Here is a 17,217-nt window from a genome sequence, read left to right as displayed (position 1 = left end):
TTCTGAACGAAGGCTGGCTTCCCCGTGCAGGGAAGCCAGCCTTTTGTTTTACTTCAGCGTAATGCTTTTCACGATGTTATCAGCATCGCTCTGCGCCTGCTGCTGATTATCACCTGGCAGCGTAATCTGCAGCGTCACCAGTTTGCCATCCACTTTCGCCAGAACCACTGAAGACCATGAGGTCTGGTTATTGGCAGAAATCACCGTATCCAGCTGCTGTGCGGGCTGATCTTTTAGCGTCACAGATTTGTTCGACACCACCTGCAACTGCGGATCGCGGTTACGCTGCTGCTGTTCCATACGCTGCGACAGCACATCCAGACCATCATTGGTCGGGTCGCCGGCAATCACAATAATGGCGCGGGCACCGGTTTCATCCGCATAAACGTGCATGTTAGTGGTCTGCGAACCCAGTTTACCGCTTTTATCGGACATGCCTGGTGGCAGCGAGAAGCTCAGTTTGCCATCCATCAGCGTGACGGTTTGCGCCGACTGACTGGCGCTGACGCCGTTGTCATTCGCCGCTTCATCTTTCTTCTGGTCACAGGCCGCTAAGCCGAGTACCAGTAAACCCATTCCTACATATTTCACCAGGTTGCGCATCAGAATCCCTTTTTAAGTTTCCAGTCAGGCATTAATACAACAGGAATCAGGTTGCAAACGCAACCTGATGATTGTCAGAAGATCTTAGCGGATAGTAGTGGAAACCGTATGGGCGCTTAGCCGAAATTGACCTGGCGGGCGGTCTGGCGTTCAGCCAGACGTTTCAGCGCCGCGTTGAGCAGCACGCCGTAGGCGGGCAGGAAGAAGACCATGCAGATCAGCACTTTGAAGCTGTAATCCACCAGGGCAATCTCAACCCAGTGCTGCGCCATAAACGCATCGGGGCTTTTATAGAAGGCGATAAAGAAGAAGGCCAGCGTATCGCTGATATTCCCGAGAAACATGGCGCAGCCCGGCGCAATCCACCACTGTGGCAGGCGACGCAGACGGTTGAACACGTGAACGTCGAGGATCTGACCCAGCGCGTAAGCCATAAAGCTGGCGCAGGCGATACGGGCAACAAACAGATTCATCACTTCCAGTGCCTGCCAGCCCTGCCATTCACCCTGATAGAACAGCGCCGAGACACTGTAAGAGATAAACAGCGCCGGGATCATCACGGCCAGAATAATGCGTCGGGCCAGCGGTGCGCCAAAAATACGCACGGTGAGGTCGGTCGCCAGGAAGATAAACGGGAAGCTGAATGCACCCCAGGTGGTGTGAAAGCCAAACACTGAAATAGGCAACTGAACCAGATAGTTACTCGAAGTGATCACCAGCAGGTGAAACAGCGATAACCAGAAAAGCGCATGCATGCGCTGACGCGAAGAAAATGCGAGCATATTCAACCTTTTTAATGTTGGGGTGAGGGAACCCATTGCGGGACGCCGTTCGGGCAGCGCCTGGCAGTTTTATGAGCAAAAAGCGGCGGCATCTTACCGCGTTGTGCTTTTTATGCAATGGTTAATTTTAGCGCAATCGTTATCGCCTTGCTTCACCGCCAGCACGCGCTAGAATGAGCGCCCCTTACCTGAACCGAGTTGATTATGAGCGATGCTTTTTCCTCTGCCGACCATCAGCTGGATGCCCGTGGCCTGCGTTGCCCGGAGCCGGTGATGATGGTGCGCAAAACCGTACGCAGCCTGCAGGATGGCGAGACGTTGCTGATCATCGCCGATGATCCGGCCACCACGCGCGATATTCCCGGCTTCTGCCGCTTTATGGAACATGGCTTGCTGGCGCAGCAAACCGACACGCTGCCCTATCAGTTTCTGATCCGCAAAGGCATGGCGGGTTAACGACAGCCGTACAGGCCGCCGTTAACCTCACTCTTCAGATCAGAAGTCGCCTGCTCAGGCGCGGCGACGCAGTAACCGCAGCGCGTTGGCGGTGACCAGCGCGGTCGCACCCGAATCCGCCAGCACCGCCAGCCAGAGTCCGGTCAGACCCAGCAGGGTTGTAACCAGGAAAATCGCCTTCAGCCCCAGCGCAATACCGATATTCTGGCGGATGATACGCCGTGTCCGGCGTGCCAGCGCAATCATCGGAGCCAGATTGCTGAGCTGATTACGCGTCAGGGCAGCATCGGCCGCTTCCAGTGCCACATCGGTGCCGCTGCCCATCGCAATGCTCAGCGTTGCCGCTTTCATTGCCGGCGCGTCGTTAATGCCATCCCCGACCATCGCCAGCGGCTGTTGCTGACTCAGTTCACGGATCGCCGCGACTTTATCGGCGGGCAGCAGACTGGCGCGATAATCAATATCCAGCTGGCGGGCAATGGTCGCCGCAGCGCGCGGATTGTCGCCGGTCAGCATCAGGCTCTCAATACCCAGCTTTTTCAGCGCCTTTAACGCCTCAACGGCGTCGTCGCGCAACTGATCGCGCAGAGCCAGCGCACCCAGCGCTTCGCCATCGCGCATCAGCACCACCAGGGTTTCACCTTCAGCTTCCTGTTGCGCTATCTGCGCATTTTGCTGCGGCGTCAGACCGGGTGCATGGCCGGGCGTCAGCAGCTGAATCTGCTGGCCAGCGACTTTCGCGCTGATGCCGCGTCCCGCCTGCACCTGCTGATCCTGCGCGTCAGGAATCACCAGATCACGCGCCTGCGCGGCCGCCACGATAGCGCTGGCCAGCGGATGGGTGGCACCCTGTTCCGCAGCGGCGCTCAGCGCCAGCATCTCTGACTCGCTGGCCGTACCAAAGCGCAGGATCTGCGTCAGCTGTGGCTTGCCCAGCGTCAGAGTACCGGTTTTATCAAACGCCATTCTGCGCACCGAACTCAGCCGCTCTAGCGCCGCACCGCCTTTGATCAGTGCGCCCTGTCGCGCCGCCGCAGCCAGCCCGGAGGTAATGGCGGCAGGCGTGGAGATCACCAGTGCACAGGGGCAGCCAATCAACAACAGTGTCAGCCCTTTGTAGATCCACGGCTGCCAGTCGCCTGCGCCGAGCAGTGGCGGCACCACCATCACCAGCAGCGAGAGCAGCATGACCAGCGGCGTGTAAATACGGCTGAACTGGTCGATAAAGCGTTCGACCGGCGCACGATGCGTTTCCGCTTCTTCAATCAGCTGCAGGATACGGTCGATCGCGCTTTCACCCGGCTTCGACACCACTTCCAGCATCACCAGGCGATCAACGCTGGTAGCACCGGCGAGGATTTTTTCGCCGCTGGCCCGCGTTACCGGCAGCGATTCACCGGTTAGCGCGCTCTCATCGAAACTGGCAAGCGGACTGATTAAGCTGCCATCGACCGGCAAGCGGCTGCCCGCCGCGACTTCAATCACATCGCCGGGTTGCAGCGCTGCGAGCGGTACCTCAGTACGTTTGCCCTGTTCAAGGCGGATCGCCGATTCAGGCCGCAACGCCATCAGGCTGGTAACGCCGCTGCGCGCCCTGGAAGCGGCATAGCTTTCCAGCTGTTCGCCCAGCTGAAACAGCACCAGCACCATCGCGGCTTCAGCGTGTGCGCCAATAATCAGTGCGCCAGCTGACGCCAGCGTCATTAATGTCTCAATAGTAAAAGGCGATCCGCTGCGCAGACGCTGCCAGGCGCCGCGCGCCACCGGGACCAGGCCGACCAGCGTGGTCAGCACAAACAGCCGATCGCCCCAGGCGGGCGCGAACTGGCTGAGAATGCTACTGGCAAGCACCAGCAGCGCCAGCAAAATCAGCATCCGGTTATGCTGCCAGCCCGGCGTAGCGGGGGATGTGGCCGACGTGGCTGATGGGGTTGCGAGCTGGAAGCCGGCTTTTTTCACCGCCTGTTCAACGGCGTTTTGTACGTCCTGGTCAGCGTTGACCACCAGTTTCTCGCTGCTGAACAAGACACGGGCATCGGTCACGCCACTCACCTGACGGACAGCGGTTTCAATGGTGCGGGCACACGACGGGCAATCCATCCCGCTGACCTGCCAGCTAAAGGGATAACTGTCGGCACCTCGCCGGTCGCTTTCCTCAGCGGTGTCGGCGTCGTTGCCAGGGCTGCAGTGACTGTCACAGCAACAGTCTGCCGTCTCGGCAGGTACAGGCGTCGCAGCATGAATAGAAAGGGAGAGGGGGCGGGCCTGGCGAACCTGGCACAGCGGTTTTGCTGCGGCGTGACTGGCACGGGGTTTGCCGCAGCCACAGGCGTGATGTTGATGCATATGACCTCCAGAGTGTAAGAATAGTGGGATGAGCAACGCAGCCCATCCCTTATCCTACACTCTGGAGTGAACTCCAGAGTCAAGGCTATTTTTTCAGACGACCCATAACGAGCGCACGATCATAAAGTGACCGGCGAAGTAGCAGGCGGCGACAATCGCGCTGTCGGCGGTAAAGCGGCGGCGATAGTGTGAGATAAACCAGACGGCGTTTGCCAGCAGCAGCAGACCGGCACCAACCATGATCGAGAAGCTGTAATCGGTCGGGCGGAAGAAGTACTGCTCGGTCGCTATCCAGGTCATCACCAGCGTCATGCCGATAAAGGTGCAGACAGGCCAGCGCAGATCTTCCAGTCGGCTCCAGATGATGCCAATCAGGGCGGCACCGATGATGAGCAGCGTCAGCGGAATCGGCCAGAAGAAGGTCATGGTCATGCTGGCGGCGAAGCAGAGGGTATAAAGCAGGTGCGACAGGAAGAAAGCCCCGATGGCATAGAGCATCTGCTGACGCGGCAGCAGCGTTAACGCATCACCGACCAGCGTCGCGACCAGACCGGCCAGAATCAGGTAGTCCGTAGTCTGCAGCACCGGTGCCTGCCAGGCCAGCCCGACAAGCAGCAGCAGCGTGACCGGCTTAAATAACCAGCGTTGCCATTGCGGGCCGCGATAGGTGGCGTCGACATAGAGCCAGCCGGAGAAAAGTACAGCGAGGAAAGACCAGAGCATTGTTTCTCCCTTTTTTGTTCAAAATGGTGAAAGATCCCAAAATATCCCTTCCAGTTTAGGTTAAGCCTCTGAGATGTGACAATCAGGCAACTCTGGTTGTATGCTTTGCCGCCTGATTAATCATCCTGCAGGCACAAGAACGCTATGAGCAAACCGCCGCTAATCTTTATCATCGTTCTGGCGATTATCGCCGTGCTGGCGACCCGTCAGTTCATTAAGCAACGCCGGGAAGTGGCGGTGAATGACGCTTCACCCGAGCGTTCTCTGCAGGCTGAGGTCAAAACCAAACGTGAATTTCCTGCACCCAATCGCCGTTCACGGCAGCGGGAAGTGATCGCCGGGGAAGAGATGCGCTACGAGGTGCTGTTTCACCCGCTGAACGGTGCCAGCGACATCAAAGTGCAGCTTAAAGAGGCGGAATATCATCAGCTGGACAAGGGTGCCAGAGGCGAGCTGAAGATGCAGGGCACGCGCTTTATCAGCTTCACACCCCGGCAGTAACCGGCGGGCATCGCGCCCGCCCGGGATTATTTCTTGCGTGGGAAGTTTTTCTTCTGCCAGGCGACCAGTTCGAACACCCCGAACAGAAACACTTTGGCCTGGGTGACGCGGTCAATCGGCGGCGCATCTTTGGTCTGCGTGGTGCGCAGTAACACCAGCTGCAGGCCATGCATCAGGATCATGAAAATCAGCGCAACGTTGATAAAATAAGTCAGCGGTTTCGGGTAGGGATGAACCAGGTTAGCCAGCAGAAATCCCCACACGCATAGCATCAACAGACGCCCCAAATTAAGTAACATCCTGCGTCTCCTGTTGACGTTGATACAAACGATAAGCCACTTGTCCGGCTATTTTCTCGCGATAAAGATCCCACTCTGGCGGCACCGGCGGTGCGCCATTTTCCACTTCACTTTCGACGTAAATCAGCGCCTGATCGGCCAGCCAGTGATTCTGCTCCAGCAGCTGTAACGTCTGTTCCAGCAATCCCTGACGAAACGGCGGATCGATAAACACCACATCAAAGGGTTCACCTGGCTGTGCCAGCCAGTTTAACGCATTGGTCTGAATCACGGTGCCATTACTGGCGCGCAACGTCTGCAGATTTTTTGTCAGCTGCTGCGCCACCGGCCGTTCCAGCTCGAGCAGCGTCGCCGATCCCGCGTAACGCGACAGGGCTTCCAGTCCTAATGCGCCGCTACCGGCAAAGCAGTCGAGGCAGCGCGCCTCTGGCAGCACCGGGGCCAGCCAGTTAAACAGCGTCTCACGTACCCGATCGGTGGTCGGGCGCAGTCCGGCGCTGTCCGGCACCGGCAGTTTGCGTCCGCGCCACTGGCCGCCAATGATGCGAATCTGCCCGGCACCGCCTGTACTGCGGGGGTTTTTATTCATCTTGCTCACAACTCGTCATAATTTGTTGCGTAGTTTAACGGGCGAATCGGTGAGAAGAAACGTTAAAAAAGGGTGCTGTGGTGAGCTGGCTGGAAAGTGTTAGACTACTGAGTTGCTGAAGTCATGCATTATTCTGCGGTTTACGCCGGTCTGGCGCTGACCAACTTTCATTGATTTACCCCTGGAAACCACGCGCGACCGGGACAAAGCCATCGAGGAGTGTCGTCACACAATGGCAAAAGAGAAAAAACGTGGCTTTTTTTCCTGGCTGGGATTTGGCAAAGAGGAAGAGAAACAACCTGTAGCGGAGGAGCAGACACAAGAGGTCGCAGAACCCGCAGAGCAGCAGGCAGAACAGGACGCCCCGGCATTAAGCCAGGCTGAAGCGCAAGCGGAAGAGACTGTCGTTATCACCGAAACGGTGGCCGGGCAGCAGCGTGAGGCGGAAGCCACCGCGGCAGCGCCGCATGAGTCAGCACCCATGGTGCTGGATGAAGCTGCGCCGATTGAGGCCGATCCTGAAGCGCTACTGGAAATCGCCGCACCTGAACATGACGCGACGCCGGTTATTGACGCCGACGACGTGGTAAAGCCAGCCGTTGATGCGGAACCCGCCGATGCGCCGTTAAGCGAAGAAGAGCTGACCGCACTGGCGCTGGGCGACGTCCCGATCGTTGAAACCCCGGACAGCGAAGCGGACGCGCCATTAAGCGAAGAAGAGCTGACCGCGCTGGCGCTGGATGACGCCGGGATCGTTGAAACCCCGCACAGCGAAACCGAAGCGCCGTTAAGCGATGAAGCGCTGACGCCGGACGAAGCTGCGATCGTTGAAACCCCGGACAGTGAAGCGGAAGCACCGCTCACCGAAGAAGAGCTGACCGCACTGGCACTGGGCGAAGCCGAAGTCACCGACGCGGAACCGGCAGAGACATTATCCGATACCGTCAGCGATCTCCCGCTGGCCGCCGCGCCACTCATCGTGCAGGAGCAGGAGCGTCCCAGCAAAGAGGGCTTCTTTGCCCGCCTGAAGCGCAGCCTGGTGAAAACCCGTCAGAACCTCGGTTCCGGTTTTATCAGCCTGTTCCGTGGCAAAAAGATTGATGATGAGCTGTTTGACGAGCTGGAAGAGCAACTGCTGATTGCGGATGTGGGTGTGGATACCACTCGCCGCATCATCACGCATCTGACCCAGCAGGCAAACCGCAAGCAGCTGCGTGACGCGGAAGCGCTCTTCGGCCTGCTGAAAGCGGAGATGGCCTCGATTCTGGCGAAAGTGGACGCGCCACTGGACGTCTCAGGCAAAACGCCGTTTGTGATCCTGATGGTTGGCGTCAATGGTGTAGGTAAAACCACCACCATCGGTAAACTGGCGCGCCAGTATCAGGCTGAAGGCAAATCCGTGATGTTAGCGGCTGGTGATACCTTCCGCGCCGCGGCTGTTGAGCAGCTGCAGGTGTGGGGCCAGCGCAATAACATTCCGGTGATTGCTCAGCACACCGGTGCAGATTCCGCTTCGGTGATCTTCGATGCTATTCAGGCGGCTAAATCGCGTGGCGTTGACGTGCTGATTGCCGATACCGCGGGTCGTCTGCAGAACAAATCGCACCTGATGGAAGAGCTGAAAAAAATCACCCGCGTGATGAAGAAACTGGATGATTCAGCGCCACACGAAGTGATGCTGACGCTGGATGCCAGCACCGGACAGAATGCGGTCAGCCAGGCCCGACTGTTTAACGAAGCCGTTGGCGTGACCGGGATTGCGCTCACCAAGCTGGATGGCACCGCCAAAGGCGGCGTGATCTTCTCGGTGGCCGATCAGTTCGGTATTCCGATTCGCTACATCGGCGTCGGTGAAGGCATTGAAGATTTACGGCCGTTTAAGGCAGAAGATTTTATTGAGGCACTGTTTGCCCGAGAGGACTAATTAGGATGATTCGCTTTGAAGAGGTCAGTAAGGCATATCTCGGCGGACGTCAGGCGCTGCAGGGGGTAGATTTCCGTCTGCGTCCCGGCGAAATGGCGTTTCTGACCGGCCACTCCGGTGCCGGTAAAAGTACCTTGCTGAAGCTGATTTGTGGCATTGAGCGCCCGAGTGCCGGAAAAATCTGGTTCAGCGGCCATGACATTTCCCGCCTGCGTAACAGCGAGGTGCCTTTCCTGCGTCGTCAGATCGGCATGATTTTCCAGGATCACCACCTGCTGATGGATCGTTCGGTTTATGAAAATGTGGCGATCCCGCTGATTATCTCCGGTGCCAGCGGCGAAGACATTCGTCGTCGCGTTTCGGCGGCACTGGATAAAGTGGGTCTGCTCGACAAAGCGAAAAGTTATCCGATTCAGCTTTCTGGCGGTGAACAGCAGCGTGTGGGCATCGCCCGTGCGGTGGTGAACAAGCCAGCCGTGCTGCTGGCCGATGAACCGACCGGTAACCTTGACGACGCGCTGTCAGAAGATATTCTGCGCCTGTTCGAAGAGTTTAACCGCGTCGGCGTCACCGTCCTGATGGCGACGCATGACAGCGGTCTTATCGCCCGACGCAACTACCGGATGATGACGCTGAATCAGGGACGTCTGCACGGAGGCCACGATGGTCAATAAACGTATTAAACGTCCGGCTGCGCCGAAAGCGAAGCAGCAGTCGAAGAGCAAAGCGCTGAAAGGCGGCTGGCAGGAGCAGTGGCGCTATGCGCTGCGCGGTACGCTTTCTGATATGTGGCGTCAGCCGCTGGCAACCCTGCTGACGGTGATGGTCATCGCCATTTCACTGACGCTGCCCAGCGTCTGCTACATGGTATGGAAAAACGTCAGCCAGGCGGCAACGCAGTGGTATCCGGCGCCGCAGTTAACCGTTTATCTCTCCAAAACGCTGGATGACACGGCGGCAGAAAACGTGGTGGCGCAGCTCAAGCAGGTCGAAGGCGTGGATAACGTCAACTACCTGACGCGGGAAGAGGCGCTGAACGAGTTCCGCAACTGGTCAGGCTTTGGCGGCGCAATGGATATGCTGGAGCAGAATCCGCTGCCTGCGGTGGCCATCATCACGCCTAAGCTCAATTTCCAGAACTCAGACACCATGCAAAGCCTGCGCGATCGGGTAACTAAAGTGCAGGGCGTGGATGAAGTGCGGATGGATGATAGCTGGTTTGCGCGGCTGGCGGCGCTGACCGGGCTGGTGGGGCAGATCGCCTCAATGATTGGCGTGCTGATGATCGTGGCGGTGTTCCTGGTGATCGGTAACAGCGTCCGGCTCAGCATCTTTGCCCGACGCGACACCATTAACGTGCAGAAGCTGATTGGTGCCACTGACGGCTTTATCCTGCGTCCGTTCCTCTATGGCGGGGCGCTGCTGGGCTTCAGCGGGGCAGTGCTGTCGCTGCTGCTGTCGGAAGTGCTGGTGCTGCGTCTGCAGTCCGTTGTTGCCAGTGTGGCGACGGTATTTGGTACCACCTTCTCGCTGGAAGGCTTCTCGTGGGATGAGGCGCTGCTGCTGTTACTGATTGCGGCGATCATCGGCTGGGTGGCTGCGTGGCTGGCAACGGTACAACATTTACGTCGATTTACGCCGCAGTAAACGCCTGCAACATTTTTTTGTTATAATGGTCCTCTGCTACCGATGGTGGGTGCAGAGGATATTTCCCCTCTTCCTTTCCTGTCATCTGTGTGTAAAATATTCACCGCTATAATTGAACTTGTGGATAACTTTACCACTCTAAGTAGCACAGATTGCTTTCGGATTTCGCGCGACGTTGACGTAATGTATCGTCTGCGCAGGGAAATGTGCGGCAATTCCACTGAATTTGTGAGGGTTTGAATGACCAAAGAAATGCAAACTTTAGCTATTGCTCCTCTTGGCAACCTGGAGTCTTACGTCCGGGCTGCGAATACCTGGCCGATGCTCTCGGCAGAAGAGGAAAAAGCGTTGGCTGAACGGCTGCATTACCAGGGCGATCTGGATGCGGCAAAGACGCTGATCCTGTCTCACCTACGCTTTGTAGTTCATATCGCTCGTAATTACTCCGGCTACGGTCTGCCACAGGCTGACCTGGTCCAGGAAGGCAATATCGGCCTGATGAAAGCGGTACGTCGCTTCAACCCAGAAGTGGGCGTGCGTCTGGTTTCGTTTGCCGTGCACTGGATTAAAGCGGAGATTCACGAATACGTGCTGCGTAACTGGCGTATCGTGAAAGTCGCGACCACCAAAGCACAGCGTAAGCTGTTCTTTAACCTGCGTAAAACCAAGCAGCGTCTGGGCTGGTTCAATCAGGACGAAGTCGAGATGGTTGCGCGTGAGCTGGGCGTAAGCAGCAAAGATGTGCGTGAAATGGAATCGCGTATGGCCGCGCAGGATATGACCTTTGATATGTCTGCCGACGACGAGAGCAGCGAAGGCCGATCTATGGCACCCGTGCTTTATCTTCAGGATAAAACCTCTGACTTTGCTGACGGCATTGAAGAGGATAACTGGGATGCGCATGCGGCTGACAAGCTGAGCTATGCGATGGAAGGTCTGGATGAGCGTAGTCAGCACATCATTCGCGCCCGCTGGCTGGACGAAGACAATAAAACCACGCTGCAGGAGCTGGCCGATCAGTACGGCGTGTCAGCCGAACGTGTCCGGCAGCTGGAAAAGAACGCCATGAAGAAACTGCGTATGGCGATCGAAGCGTAACGCACTTCGACATCTTAAGGGGCGACTTTATGTCGCCCTTTTTGTTTTTCTGCGCCTGACTATTCTACCGCCATTATCCAGCCATCACTCTGCGCCCTGAAGCCACACGCCTGCATAAAGGCTGCCCGCACCTGCTGATCGTCACTGCCATCATCGGCAATCCACCAGTCCGCTATCGACCCATTCTGCCTGATCGTCTCTTCCAGTAAATATTGTCCCACCCCGCGTCGGCGCGTGACATCCCGCACCGACAGCCGGTGAACTTTGCCGTGGATCCCGGCGATTTCCAGCTGCAAACCCGCCAGTAGCCGGTCGTTAAAACGGGCAGCATAGAGACGATGGCGCTCATCCAGCTGCTGCTCCAGTTGTTCAATCTCCAGATCCGGCCAGACTTTGCCAAGATCAATGCGGTCCTGCGCGGTCAGCGTGGTTAAACGCTGAATAGTGAGCTTCATAACAAAAACCTCTGTAACAGGGGAAAGTGCAGCGAAAATGTACAACCAGAGTGCTACCACATTTTCATCAATAAAACAGGTCAAAAGATGGTCGGGATGCCAGGATGATAGTTGTAAACAGGGAGAGCGTGCGATCAATCCAGCATAACGCGCTGGCAAAGCGGTGAAAAACCGGCCGTTGCCTCCAGTGTATTATGCTGTTTCACTCAGTCAATTCTGAATATGTCAGTTGATTTACAGAAGAAACTTCCTGTTTAATAACCTGAAAAATAAAGCCTTATTAATAAAAAATGTCAGAAAAGTACGCTAACTCATTCATGCTTAATCAGTTTTCGACTTTATCTGACAGCACAAACACTCACAACATACACGACAAAACAAATGGGGTAGTCAGGATGAAAATGAAAGGTCGCGCATTACTGGCGGGATGTGTAGCACTGGCGATGAGCCATGCGGCGCTGGCTGAAGATATCAAAGTGGCGATTGTTGGCGCAATGTCTGGCCCGGTGGCGCAGTACGGCGACATGCAATTCGCCGGTGCGACTCAGGCAATTGAAGATATCAACGCCAAAGGCGGTGTTAACGGCAACAAACTGGTTGCGGTGAAATATGACGACGCCTGTGACCCGAAACAGGCGGTTGCGGTAGCGAACAAGGTGATTAACGACGGCATCCGCTACGTGATCGGCCATCTCTGCTCTTCATCCACCCAGCCCGCTTCTGACATCTATGAAGATGAAGGTGTGCTGATGATTACCCCGGCGGCGACCGCCCCTGACCTGACTTCCCGCGGCTATAAACTGATTATGCGCACCACCGGTCTCGACTCCGATCAGGGTCCGACCGCCGCGAAATATGTGATGAGCGAGCTTAAACCGCAGCGCATCGCCGTAGTGCATGACAAACAGCAGTATGGCGAAGGCCTGGCGCGCTCCGTACAGGAGAGCCTGAAAAAGCAGGGCGCTAATATCGTGATGTTTGAAGGTATCACCGCTGGCGATAAAGATTTCTCTACGCTGGTCGCGCGCTTCAAGAAAGAGAACGTCGATTTCGTCTATTTCGGCGGTTACTACCCGGAAATGGGCCAGATCGTGCGTCAGGCACGTGCTGCGGGCCTGAAAACCCAGTTTATGGGACCGGAAGGCGTGGGTAACGCCTCGCTGTCCAACATCGCCGGTGCCGCTTCTGAAGGCATGCTGGTGACCCTGCCAAAACGCTATGACCAGGTTGAAACCAACAAACCGATCGTGGAAGCGCTGAAAGCGAAGAAACTGGATCCGACCGGACCGTTCGTCTGGACCACCTATGCCGCACTGCAGTCGCTGGCAACCGGTATGGAGCGCAGCAAGAGCGCTGAGCCGGACGCTATCGTGAAAAACCTCAAGGAAGGTGCCGCGGTGCCAACCGTGATGGGCAACCTTAACTGGGATGAGAAGGGTGACCTTAAGGGCTTTGAATTCGGCGTCTTTAAATGGCATGCCGATGGCACCTCGACTGCTGTGAAGTAAACCAGGCTGTTTTGTGGTGAGCGGGAGACCGGTTAACCGGTTTCCCCTGACCAGCGACACGAACGCCTGGTGCTGGTCTGCCAGGCGTTTTTTGTACCCCGATCGCCCATGATCGGTTAAGTAAGGGTCAAGGTATGTCCGAGCAGTTTCTCTATTTTATTCAGCAGATGTTTAACGGTGTGACCCTGGGCAGCACCTACGCGCTGATCGCCATCGGTTACACCATGGTTTACGGCATTATCGGCATGATCAACTTCGCCCACGGCGAGGTCTACATGATCGGTAGCTATGTCTCCTTTATCGTGATTGCCGCCCTGATGATGATGGGCATCGACACCACCTGGCTGATGATTGCGGCCGGCTTTGTGATGGCGGTAATTATCTCCAGCGCCTACGGCTGGAGCATTGAGCGCGTCGCCTACCGGCCTGTGCGCTCGTCCAAGCGCCTGATTGCGCTGATCTCCGCCATCGGGATGTCGATATTCCTGCAAAACTACGTCAGCCTGACGCAGGGTTCACGCGACCTGGCGCTGCCGAGTCTGATTACCGGACAGTGGACGGTAGGCGAGAGCAACGGCTTTGCCGCCACGATTTCTACCATGCAGATAGTGATCTGGGTGGTGACGTTCCTGGCGATGCTGGCGCTGACCACCTTTATCCGCTACTCACGCATGGGCCGCGCCTGCCGCGCCTGCGCAGAAGACCTGAAAATGGCCAGCCTGCTGGGAATTAATACGGATCGCGTGATCTCGCTGACCTTTGTCATCGGTGCCGCGATGGCCGCGGTGGCGGGCGTATTGCTGGGACAGTTCTACGGTTCAATCAACCCCTTCATCGGCTTTATGGCAGGCATGAAAGCGTTCACTGCCGCTGTGCTGGGCGGGATTGGCAGTATTCCGGGCGCGATGATTGGTGGTCTGGTGCTGGGCATCGCCGAGGCGCTGACCTCGGCCTATCTCAGTACGGAATATAAAGATGTGGTCTCGTTTGCCCTGCTGATTGTGGTGCTGCTGGTGATGCCGACCGGGATTCTGGGTCGCCCGGAGGTCGAAAAAGTATGAAGACTTCCTTGATCAATGCCCTGATCTCCTCGGTGATGCTGCTGGTGCTCGCCACCTTCTTTATGGGGCTGCGCCTGAATCTGGACGGCACTAATCTGGTGGTGCAGAACGCCGGTAGCGTGCGCTGGAACTGGATCGCCACAGGCTGTGCGGTGGTGTTTCTGTTTCAGCTGCTGCGTCCGGTATGGCAAAGCGGCCTGAAGAAAATTTCCGGTCCAGCGCTGGTGTTACCGGGTCTGGATGGCTCGACGCCGAAGCAGAAGCTGGTGATGGCAGTACTGATTATCGCCGCCGTTGCCTGGCCATTCCTGGTGTCACGCGGCACCGTCGATATCGCCACCATGACGCTGATCTACGTGATGCTCGGTCTGGGCTTAAACGTGGTGGTCGGCCTCTCTGGCCTGCTGGTGCTGGGTTATGGTGGCTTTTACGCCATCGGTGCCTACACCTTTGCGCTGCTGAACCACTATTACGGTCTCGGCTTCTGGCAGTGCCTGCCGCTCTCCGGCATAGTTGCCGCGCTGTTTGGTCTGCTGCTGGGCTTCCCGGTGCTGCGACTGCGCGGCGACTATCTGGCGATAGTGACGCTGGGCTTCGGTGAGATCGTGCGTATTCTGCTGCTGAACAATACCGCCCTGACCGGCGGGCCGAATGGCATCAGCCAGATCCCGAAACCGACGCTGTTTGGTCTGGAGTTTGGTCGTACGCCGCGTGAAGGCGGCTGGGATACCTTCCATAACTTCTTTGGGCTGAAGTACGATCCCAGCGACCGCATTATCTTCCTCTACCTGGTGGCGCTGCTGCTGGTGGTGCTGACGCTGTTTGTGATCAACCGGCTGCTGCGGATGCCGCTGGGCCGAGCCTGGGAAGCCCTGCGCGAGGATGAGATTGCCTGTCGTTCACTGGGCCTCAGTCCGACCCGCATCAAGCTGACCGCCTTTACCATCAGTGCCGCGTTTGCCGGTTTTGCCGGCAGCCTGTTCGCGGCACGTCAGGGCTTTGTCAGCCCGGAATCCTTTACCTTTGTCGAATCCGCCTTTGTGCTGGCGATTGTCGTGCTGGGCGGGATGGGGTCGCAGTTTGCGGTGATTCTGGCCGCCATCCTTCTGGTGGTGTCACGCGAGCTGATGCGCGATCTCAATGAGTACAGCATGCTGGTGCTGGGTGGCCTGATGGTGCTGATGATGATCTGGCGTCCGCAGGGCCTGTTGCCGATGAAGCGTCCGCATCTGAAGCTCAGAACCGGTAAACAAGGAGAGCAGGCATGATTCAGCCTTTATTAGCCGTTGAAGGCCTGATGATGCGCTTCGGCGGGCTGTTAGCCGTGAACAATGTGGCGCTGGAGCTGCGTCCGCAGGAGATCGTTTCGCTGATTGGCCCCAACGGTGCCGGTAAAACCACCGTGTTCAACTGCCTGACCGGCTTTTACAAGCCAACCGGCGGGACGATCACATTGCGTGAGCAGCATCTGGAAGGGTTGCCGGGCCAGAAGATTGCGCGGATGGGCATCGTGCGGACGTTCCAGCATGTGCGTCTGTTCCGTGAGATGACGGTCATTGAGAACCTGCTGGTGGCGCAGCATCAGCATCTGAAAAGCGGCGTATTTTCCGGTCTGCTGAAAACCCCGGCGTTTCGCCGCAGTGAGAGCGAGGCGCTGGATCGTGCGGCGACCTGGCTGGAGCGGGTGGGGCTGCTGGATCTGGCTAACCGTCAGGCGGGCAATCTGGCCTATGGTCAGCAGCGTCGGCTGGAGATTGCGCGCTGTATGGTGACGCGCCCGGAGATCCTGATGCTGGATGAACCGGCGGCGGGCCTTAATCCCAAAGAGACGCACGAGCTGGACGCGCTGATTGCGGAGCTGCGTGGAGAACATAAGGTGTCGGTGCTGCTGATTGAACATGATATGAAGCTGGTGATGGGGATTTCTGACCGTATTTATGTGGTCAATCAGGGAACGCCGCTGGCTAACGGAACGCCGGAAGAGATTCGTAATAACCCGGATGTCATTCGTGCCTATTTAGGAGAGGCCTGAGATGGCAAATGCGATGTTAACCATTGAGAACGTCAGCGCCCATTACGGCAAAATTCAGGCGCTGCACAACGTCAGCCTCTATATCAATCAGGGCGAAATCGTCACCCTGATTGGCGCTAACGGTGCCGGAAAAACCACGCTGCTGGGTACGCTATGCGGCGAACCGCGCGCGACGCAGGGCACCATTACCTTTGATGGCAAAACCATTACCGACTGGCAAACCTCACGCATTATGCGTGAAGCGATCGCCATCGTGCCGGAAGGCCGGCGGGTCTTTTCGCGCATGACGGTAGAAGAGAACCTGGCGATGGGGGGCTTTTTTGCCAGCCGTCCGGACTATCTGACGCGGATCAAGCGCGTTTATGAACTCTTCCCGCGGCTGGAGGAGCGTAAAATCCAGCGCGCCGGGACGATGTCGGGCGGCGAACAGCAGATGCTGGCGATTGGCCGTGCGCTGATGAGCCAGCCGCGCCTGCTGTTGCTGGACGAACCGTCGCTGGGACTGGCACCGATCATTATTCAGCAGATCTTCGACACCATTGAGCAGCTGCGCAGCGAGGGGATGACGATTTTCCTGGTGGAGCAGAATGCTAATCAGGCGCTGAAGCTGGCGGATCGGGGTTATGTGCTGGAGAACGGGCATGTGGTGCTCGAAGACACAGGTGCAGCTCTCCTTTCCAACGAAGCCGTCCGCAGTGCTTACTTAGGTGCCTGATGGGGCACGGCCTGGCTTACTTGCCATTTCGACACCGGGCAGTGCTCGTAATCCTCACGTATATATATACGCTCCGGTTACTGCGCGCTGGCCGGTGCCGAACTGCCTGCGCCGCCGACGGCCTTGAGCATCGGTGTGGGTGTTGCCGCCAACGGGCTTTGAGTTTGCCCTTAAAAAGCAGGGACAAGTGCTGTCATTGCCAGTATCCGTTACAATTTATGTAAATTAACTCGACTTTGTAATGGTGTATAGCCGCTCAGATTGCTGAAAACCCAAATCAGGGTGAATTTGGCTGCAACGAACAAACTCAACGCACAGGGAACACGGGCAGAGGAGGAAAGCGTCCCGCGCCATGGACGGCGCGGGCCGAGCATGTCATGGATGACGGATTTTGCGTCTTTCCGATCTGACCGTGTTCTCTGTGCAGGGCTCAGTCTTACAGCAACCAGGCCAGACTTTGTCAACAAGCTCAGCTGCA

18 protein-coding genes are annotated in these 17,217 nt (G+C 57.1%); 11 read left to right on the top strand and 7 right to left on the bottom strand.

Annotated elements, in window-relative coordinates; genetic code table 11:
* Nucleotides 1-48: 48 nt before the first annotated feature.
* Nucleotides 49-603, bottom strand: coding sequence for a DcrB family lipoprotein (locus GVJ63_RS16465; protein WP_010253333.1), 555 nt, complete (start codon nt 601-603; stop codon nt 49-51).
* A 116-nt stretch (nt 604-719) separates the two neighbouring features.
* On the bottom strand, nt 720-1,385 hold the full coding sequence (locus GVJ63_RS16460; protein WP_010253331.1) for a 7-cyano-7-deazaguanine/7-aminomethyl-7-deazaguanine transporter: 666 nt from the start codon (nt 1,383-1,385) through the stop codon (nt 720-722).
* A 204-nt stretch (nt 1,386-1,589) separates the two neighbouring features.
* On the opposite strand from GVJ63_RS16460, the gene tusA reads away from it, so the two are divergent.
* A complete protein-coding gene (gene tusA / locus GVJ63_RS16455) occupies nt 1,590-1,841 on the top strand; it encodes a sulfurtransferase TusA (protein ID WP_010253330.1) in 252 nt (83 codons plus the stop codon).
* 54 nt (nt 1,842-1,895) lie between these two features.
* On the opposite strand, the gene GVJ63_RS16450 is transcribed toward tusA, so the two are convergent.
* Entirely contained in the window at nt 1,896-4,187 is a 2,292-nt protein-coding gene (locus GVJ63_RS16450) for a zinc/cadmium/mercury/lead-transporting ATPase (protein WP_159227125.1), read from the bottom strand.
* Nucleotides 4,188-4,280: 93 nt separating this feature from the next.
* Nucleotides 4,281-4,910, bottom strand: a complete 630-nt coding sequence (locus GVJ63_RS16445) for a lysoplasmalogenase (RefSeq protein WP_010253326.1) — start codon at nt 4,908-4,910, stop codon at nt 4,281-4,283.
* Between the two features lie 144 nt (nt 4,911-5,054).
* Between GVJ63_RS16445 and GVJ63_RS16440 the strand changes: the two genes are divergently transcribed.
* Complete coding sequence (locus tag GVJ63_RS16440) at nt 5,055-5,411, top strand: DUF2500 domain-containing protein (protein WP_022624010.1); 357 nt, start codon at nt 5,055-5,057, stop codon at nt 5,409-5,411.
* A gap of 26 nt (nt 5,412-5,437) precedes the next feature.
* Here GVJ63_RS16440 and GVJ63_RS16435 read toward each other — a convergent pair whose 3' ends face one another.
* Together GVJ63_RS16435 and rsmD are read right to left on the bottom strand one after the other, a co-directional pair.
* Nucleotides 5,438-5,710 (bottom strand): DUF1145 family protein, encoded by a 273-nt coding sequence (locus tag GVJ63_RS16435; RefSeq protein ID WP_003852192.1) that lies wholly within the window; start codon nt 5,708-5,710, stop codon nt 5,438-5,440.
* On the bottom strand, nt 5,700-6,299 hold the full coding sequence (gene rsmD, locus GVJ63_RS16430) for a 16S rRNA (guanine(966)-N(2))-methyltransferase (protein ID WP_010671526.1): 600 nt from the start codon (nt 6,297-6,299) through the stop codon (nt 5,700-5,702). The genes GVJ63_RS16435 and rsmD overlap by 11 nt, the downstream gene beginning before the upstream one ends.
* A gap of 232 nt (nt 6,300-6,531) precedes the next feature.
* Here rsmD and ftsY point away from each other — a divergent pair, with 232 nt between their 5' ends.
* From ftsY to rpoH, 4 genes are all read left to right on the top strand, one after another.
* Nucleotides 6,532-8,223, top strand: a complete 1,692-nt coding sequence (gene ftsY, locus GVJ63_RS16425; protein WP_159227124.1) for a signal recognition particle-docking protein FtsY — start codon at nt 6,532-6,534, stop codon at nt 8,221-8,223.
* A gap of 5 nt (nt 8,224-8,228) precedes the next feature.
* Nucleotides 8,229-8,897, top strand: coding sequence for a cell division ATP-binding protein FtsE (gene ftsE, locus GVJ63_RS16420; RefSeq protein WP_010253318.1), 669 nt, complete (start codon nt 8,229-8,231; stop codon nt 8,895-8,897).
* Nucleotides 8,887-9,870: a permease-like cell division protein FtsX gene (gene ftsX, locus GVJ63_RS16415; RefSeq protein WP_010253316.1), complete on the top strand. Its 984-nt coding sequence runs from the start codon at nt 8,887-8,889 to the stop codon at nt 9,868-9,870. The genes ftsE and ftsX overlap by 11 nt, the downstream gene beginning before the upstream one ends.
* A 240-nt stretch (nt 9,871-10,110) precedes the next feature.
* Nucleotides 10,111-10,968 carry an RNA polymerase sigma factor RpoH gene (gene rpoH, locus GVJ63_RS16410; protein WP_010253314.1) on the top strand — a complete coding sequence of 286 codons (858 nt, stop codon included), beginning with the start codon at nt 10,111-10,113 and terminating at the stop codon, nt 10,966-10,968.
* A 59-nt stretch (nt 10,969-11,027) separates the two neighbouring features.
* On the opposite strand, the gene panM is transcribed toward rpoH, so the two are convergent.
* Nucleotides 11,028-11,423 (bottom strand): aspartate 1-decarboxylase autocleavage activator PanM, encoded by a 396-nt coding sequence (gene panM / locus GVJ63_RS16405; RefSeq protein WP_010253313.1) that lies wholly within the window; start codon nt 11,421-11,423, stop codon nt 11,028-11,030.
* A 395-nt stretch (nt 11,424-11,818) separates the two neighbouring features.
* Between panM and GVJ63_RS16400 the strand changes: the two genes are divergently transcribed.
* The 5 genes from GVJ63_RS16400 (at nt 11,819) to livF (ending at nt 16,739) form a co-directional block, all read left to right on the top strand.
* Entirely contained in the window at nt 11,819-12,931 is a 1,113-nt protein-coding gene (locus GVJ63_RS16400) for a branched-chain amino acid ABC transporter substrate-binding protein (RefSeq protein ID WP_010253311.1), read from the top strand.
* 134 nt (nt 12,932-13,065) lie between these two features.
* Nucleotides 13,066-13,992, top strand: coding sequence for a high-affinity branched-chain amino acid ABC transporter permease LivH (gene livH / locus GVJ63_RS16395; RefSeq protein WP_009087789.1), 927 nt, complete (start codon nt 13,066-13,068; stop codon nt 13,990-13,992).
* Nucleotides 13,989-15,260 (top strand): high-affinity branched-chain amino acid ABC transporter permease LivM, encoded by a 1,272-nt coding sequence (locus tag GVJ63_RS16390; RefSeq protein WP_010671528.1) that lies wholly within the window; start codon nt 13,989-13,991, stop codon nt 15,258-15,260. The genes livH and GVJ63_RS16390 overlap by 4 nt, the downstream gene beginning before the upstream one ends.
* On the top strand, nt 15,257-16,024 hold the full coding sequence (gene livG, locus GVJ63_RS16385; protein ID WP_010253302.1) for a high-affinity branched-chain amino acid ABC transporter ATP-binding protein LivG: 768 nt from the start codon (nt 15,257-15,259) through the stop codon (nt 16,022-16,024). The genes GVJ63_RS16390 and livG overlap by 4 nt, the downstream gene beginning before the upstream one ends.
* Before the next feature lies 1 nt (nt 16,025).
* The gene (gene livF, locus GVJ63_RS16380; RefSeq protein WP_022624013.1) at nt 16,026-16,739 is read left to right on the top strand and encodes a high-affinity branched-chain amino acid ABC transporter ATP-binding protein LivF; all 714 of its coding nucleotides are present in this window, start codon (nt 16,026-16,028) and stop codon (nt 16,737-16,739) included.
* Nucleotides 16,740-17,217 lie beyond the last annotated feature (478 nt).

The organism is Pantoea sp. 18059 (assembly GCF_902706165.1).
Classification (GTDB): Bacteria; Pseudomonadota; Gammaproteobacteria; order Enterobacterales; family Enterobacteriaceae; genus Pantoea; species Pantoea agglomerans.
This window is presented reverse-complemented; position numbering and strand designations above follow the sequence as displayed.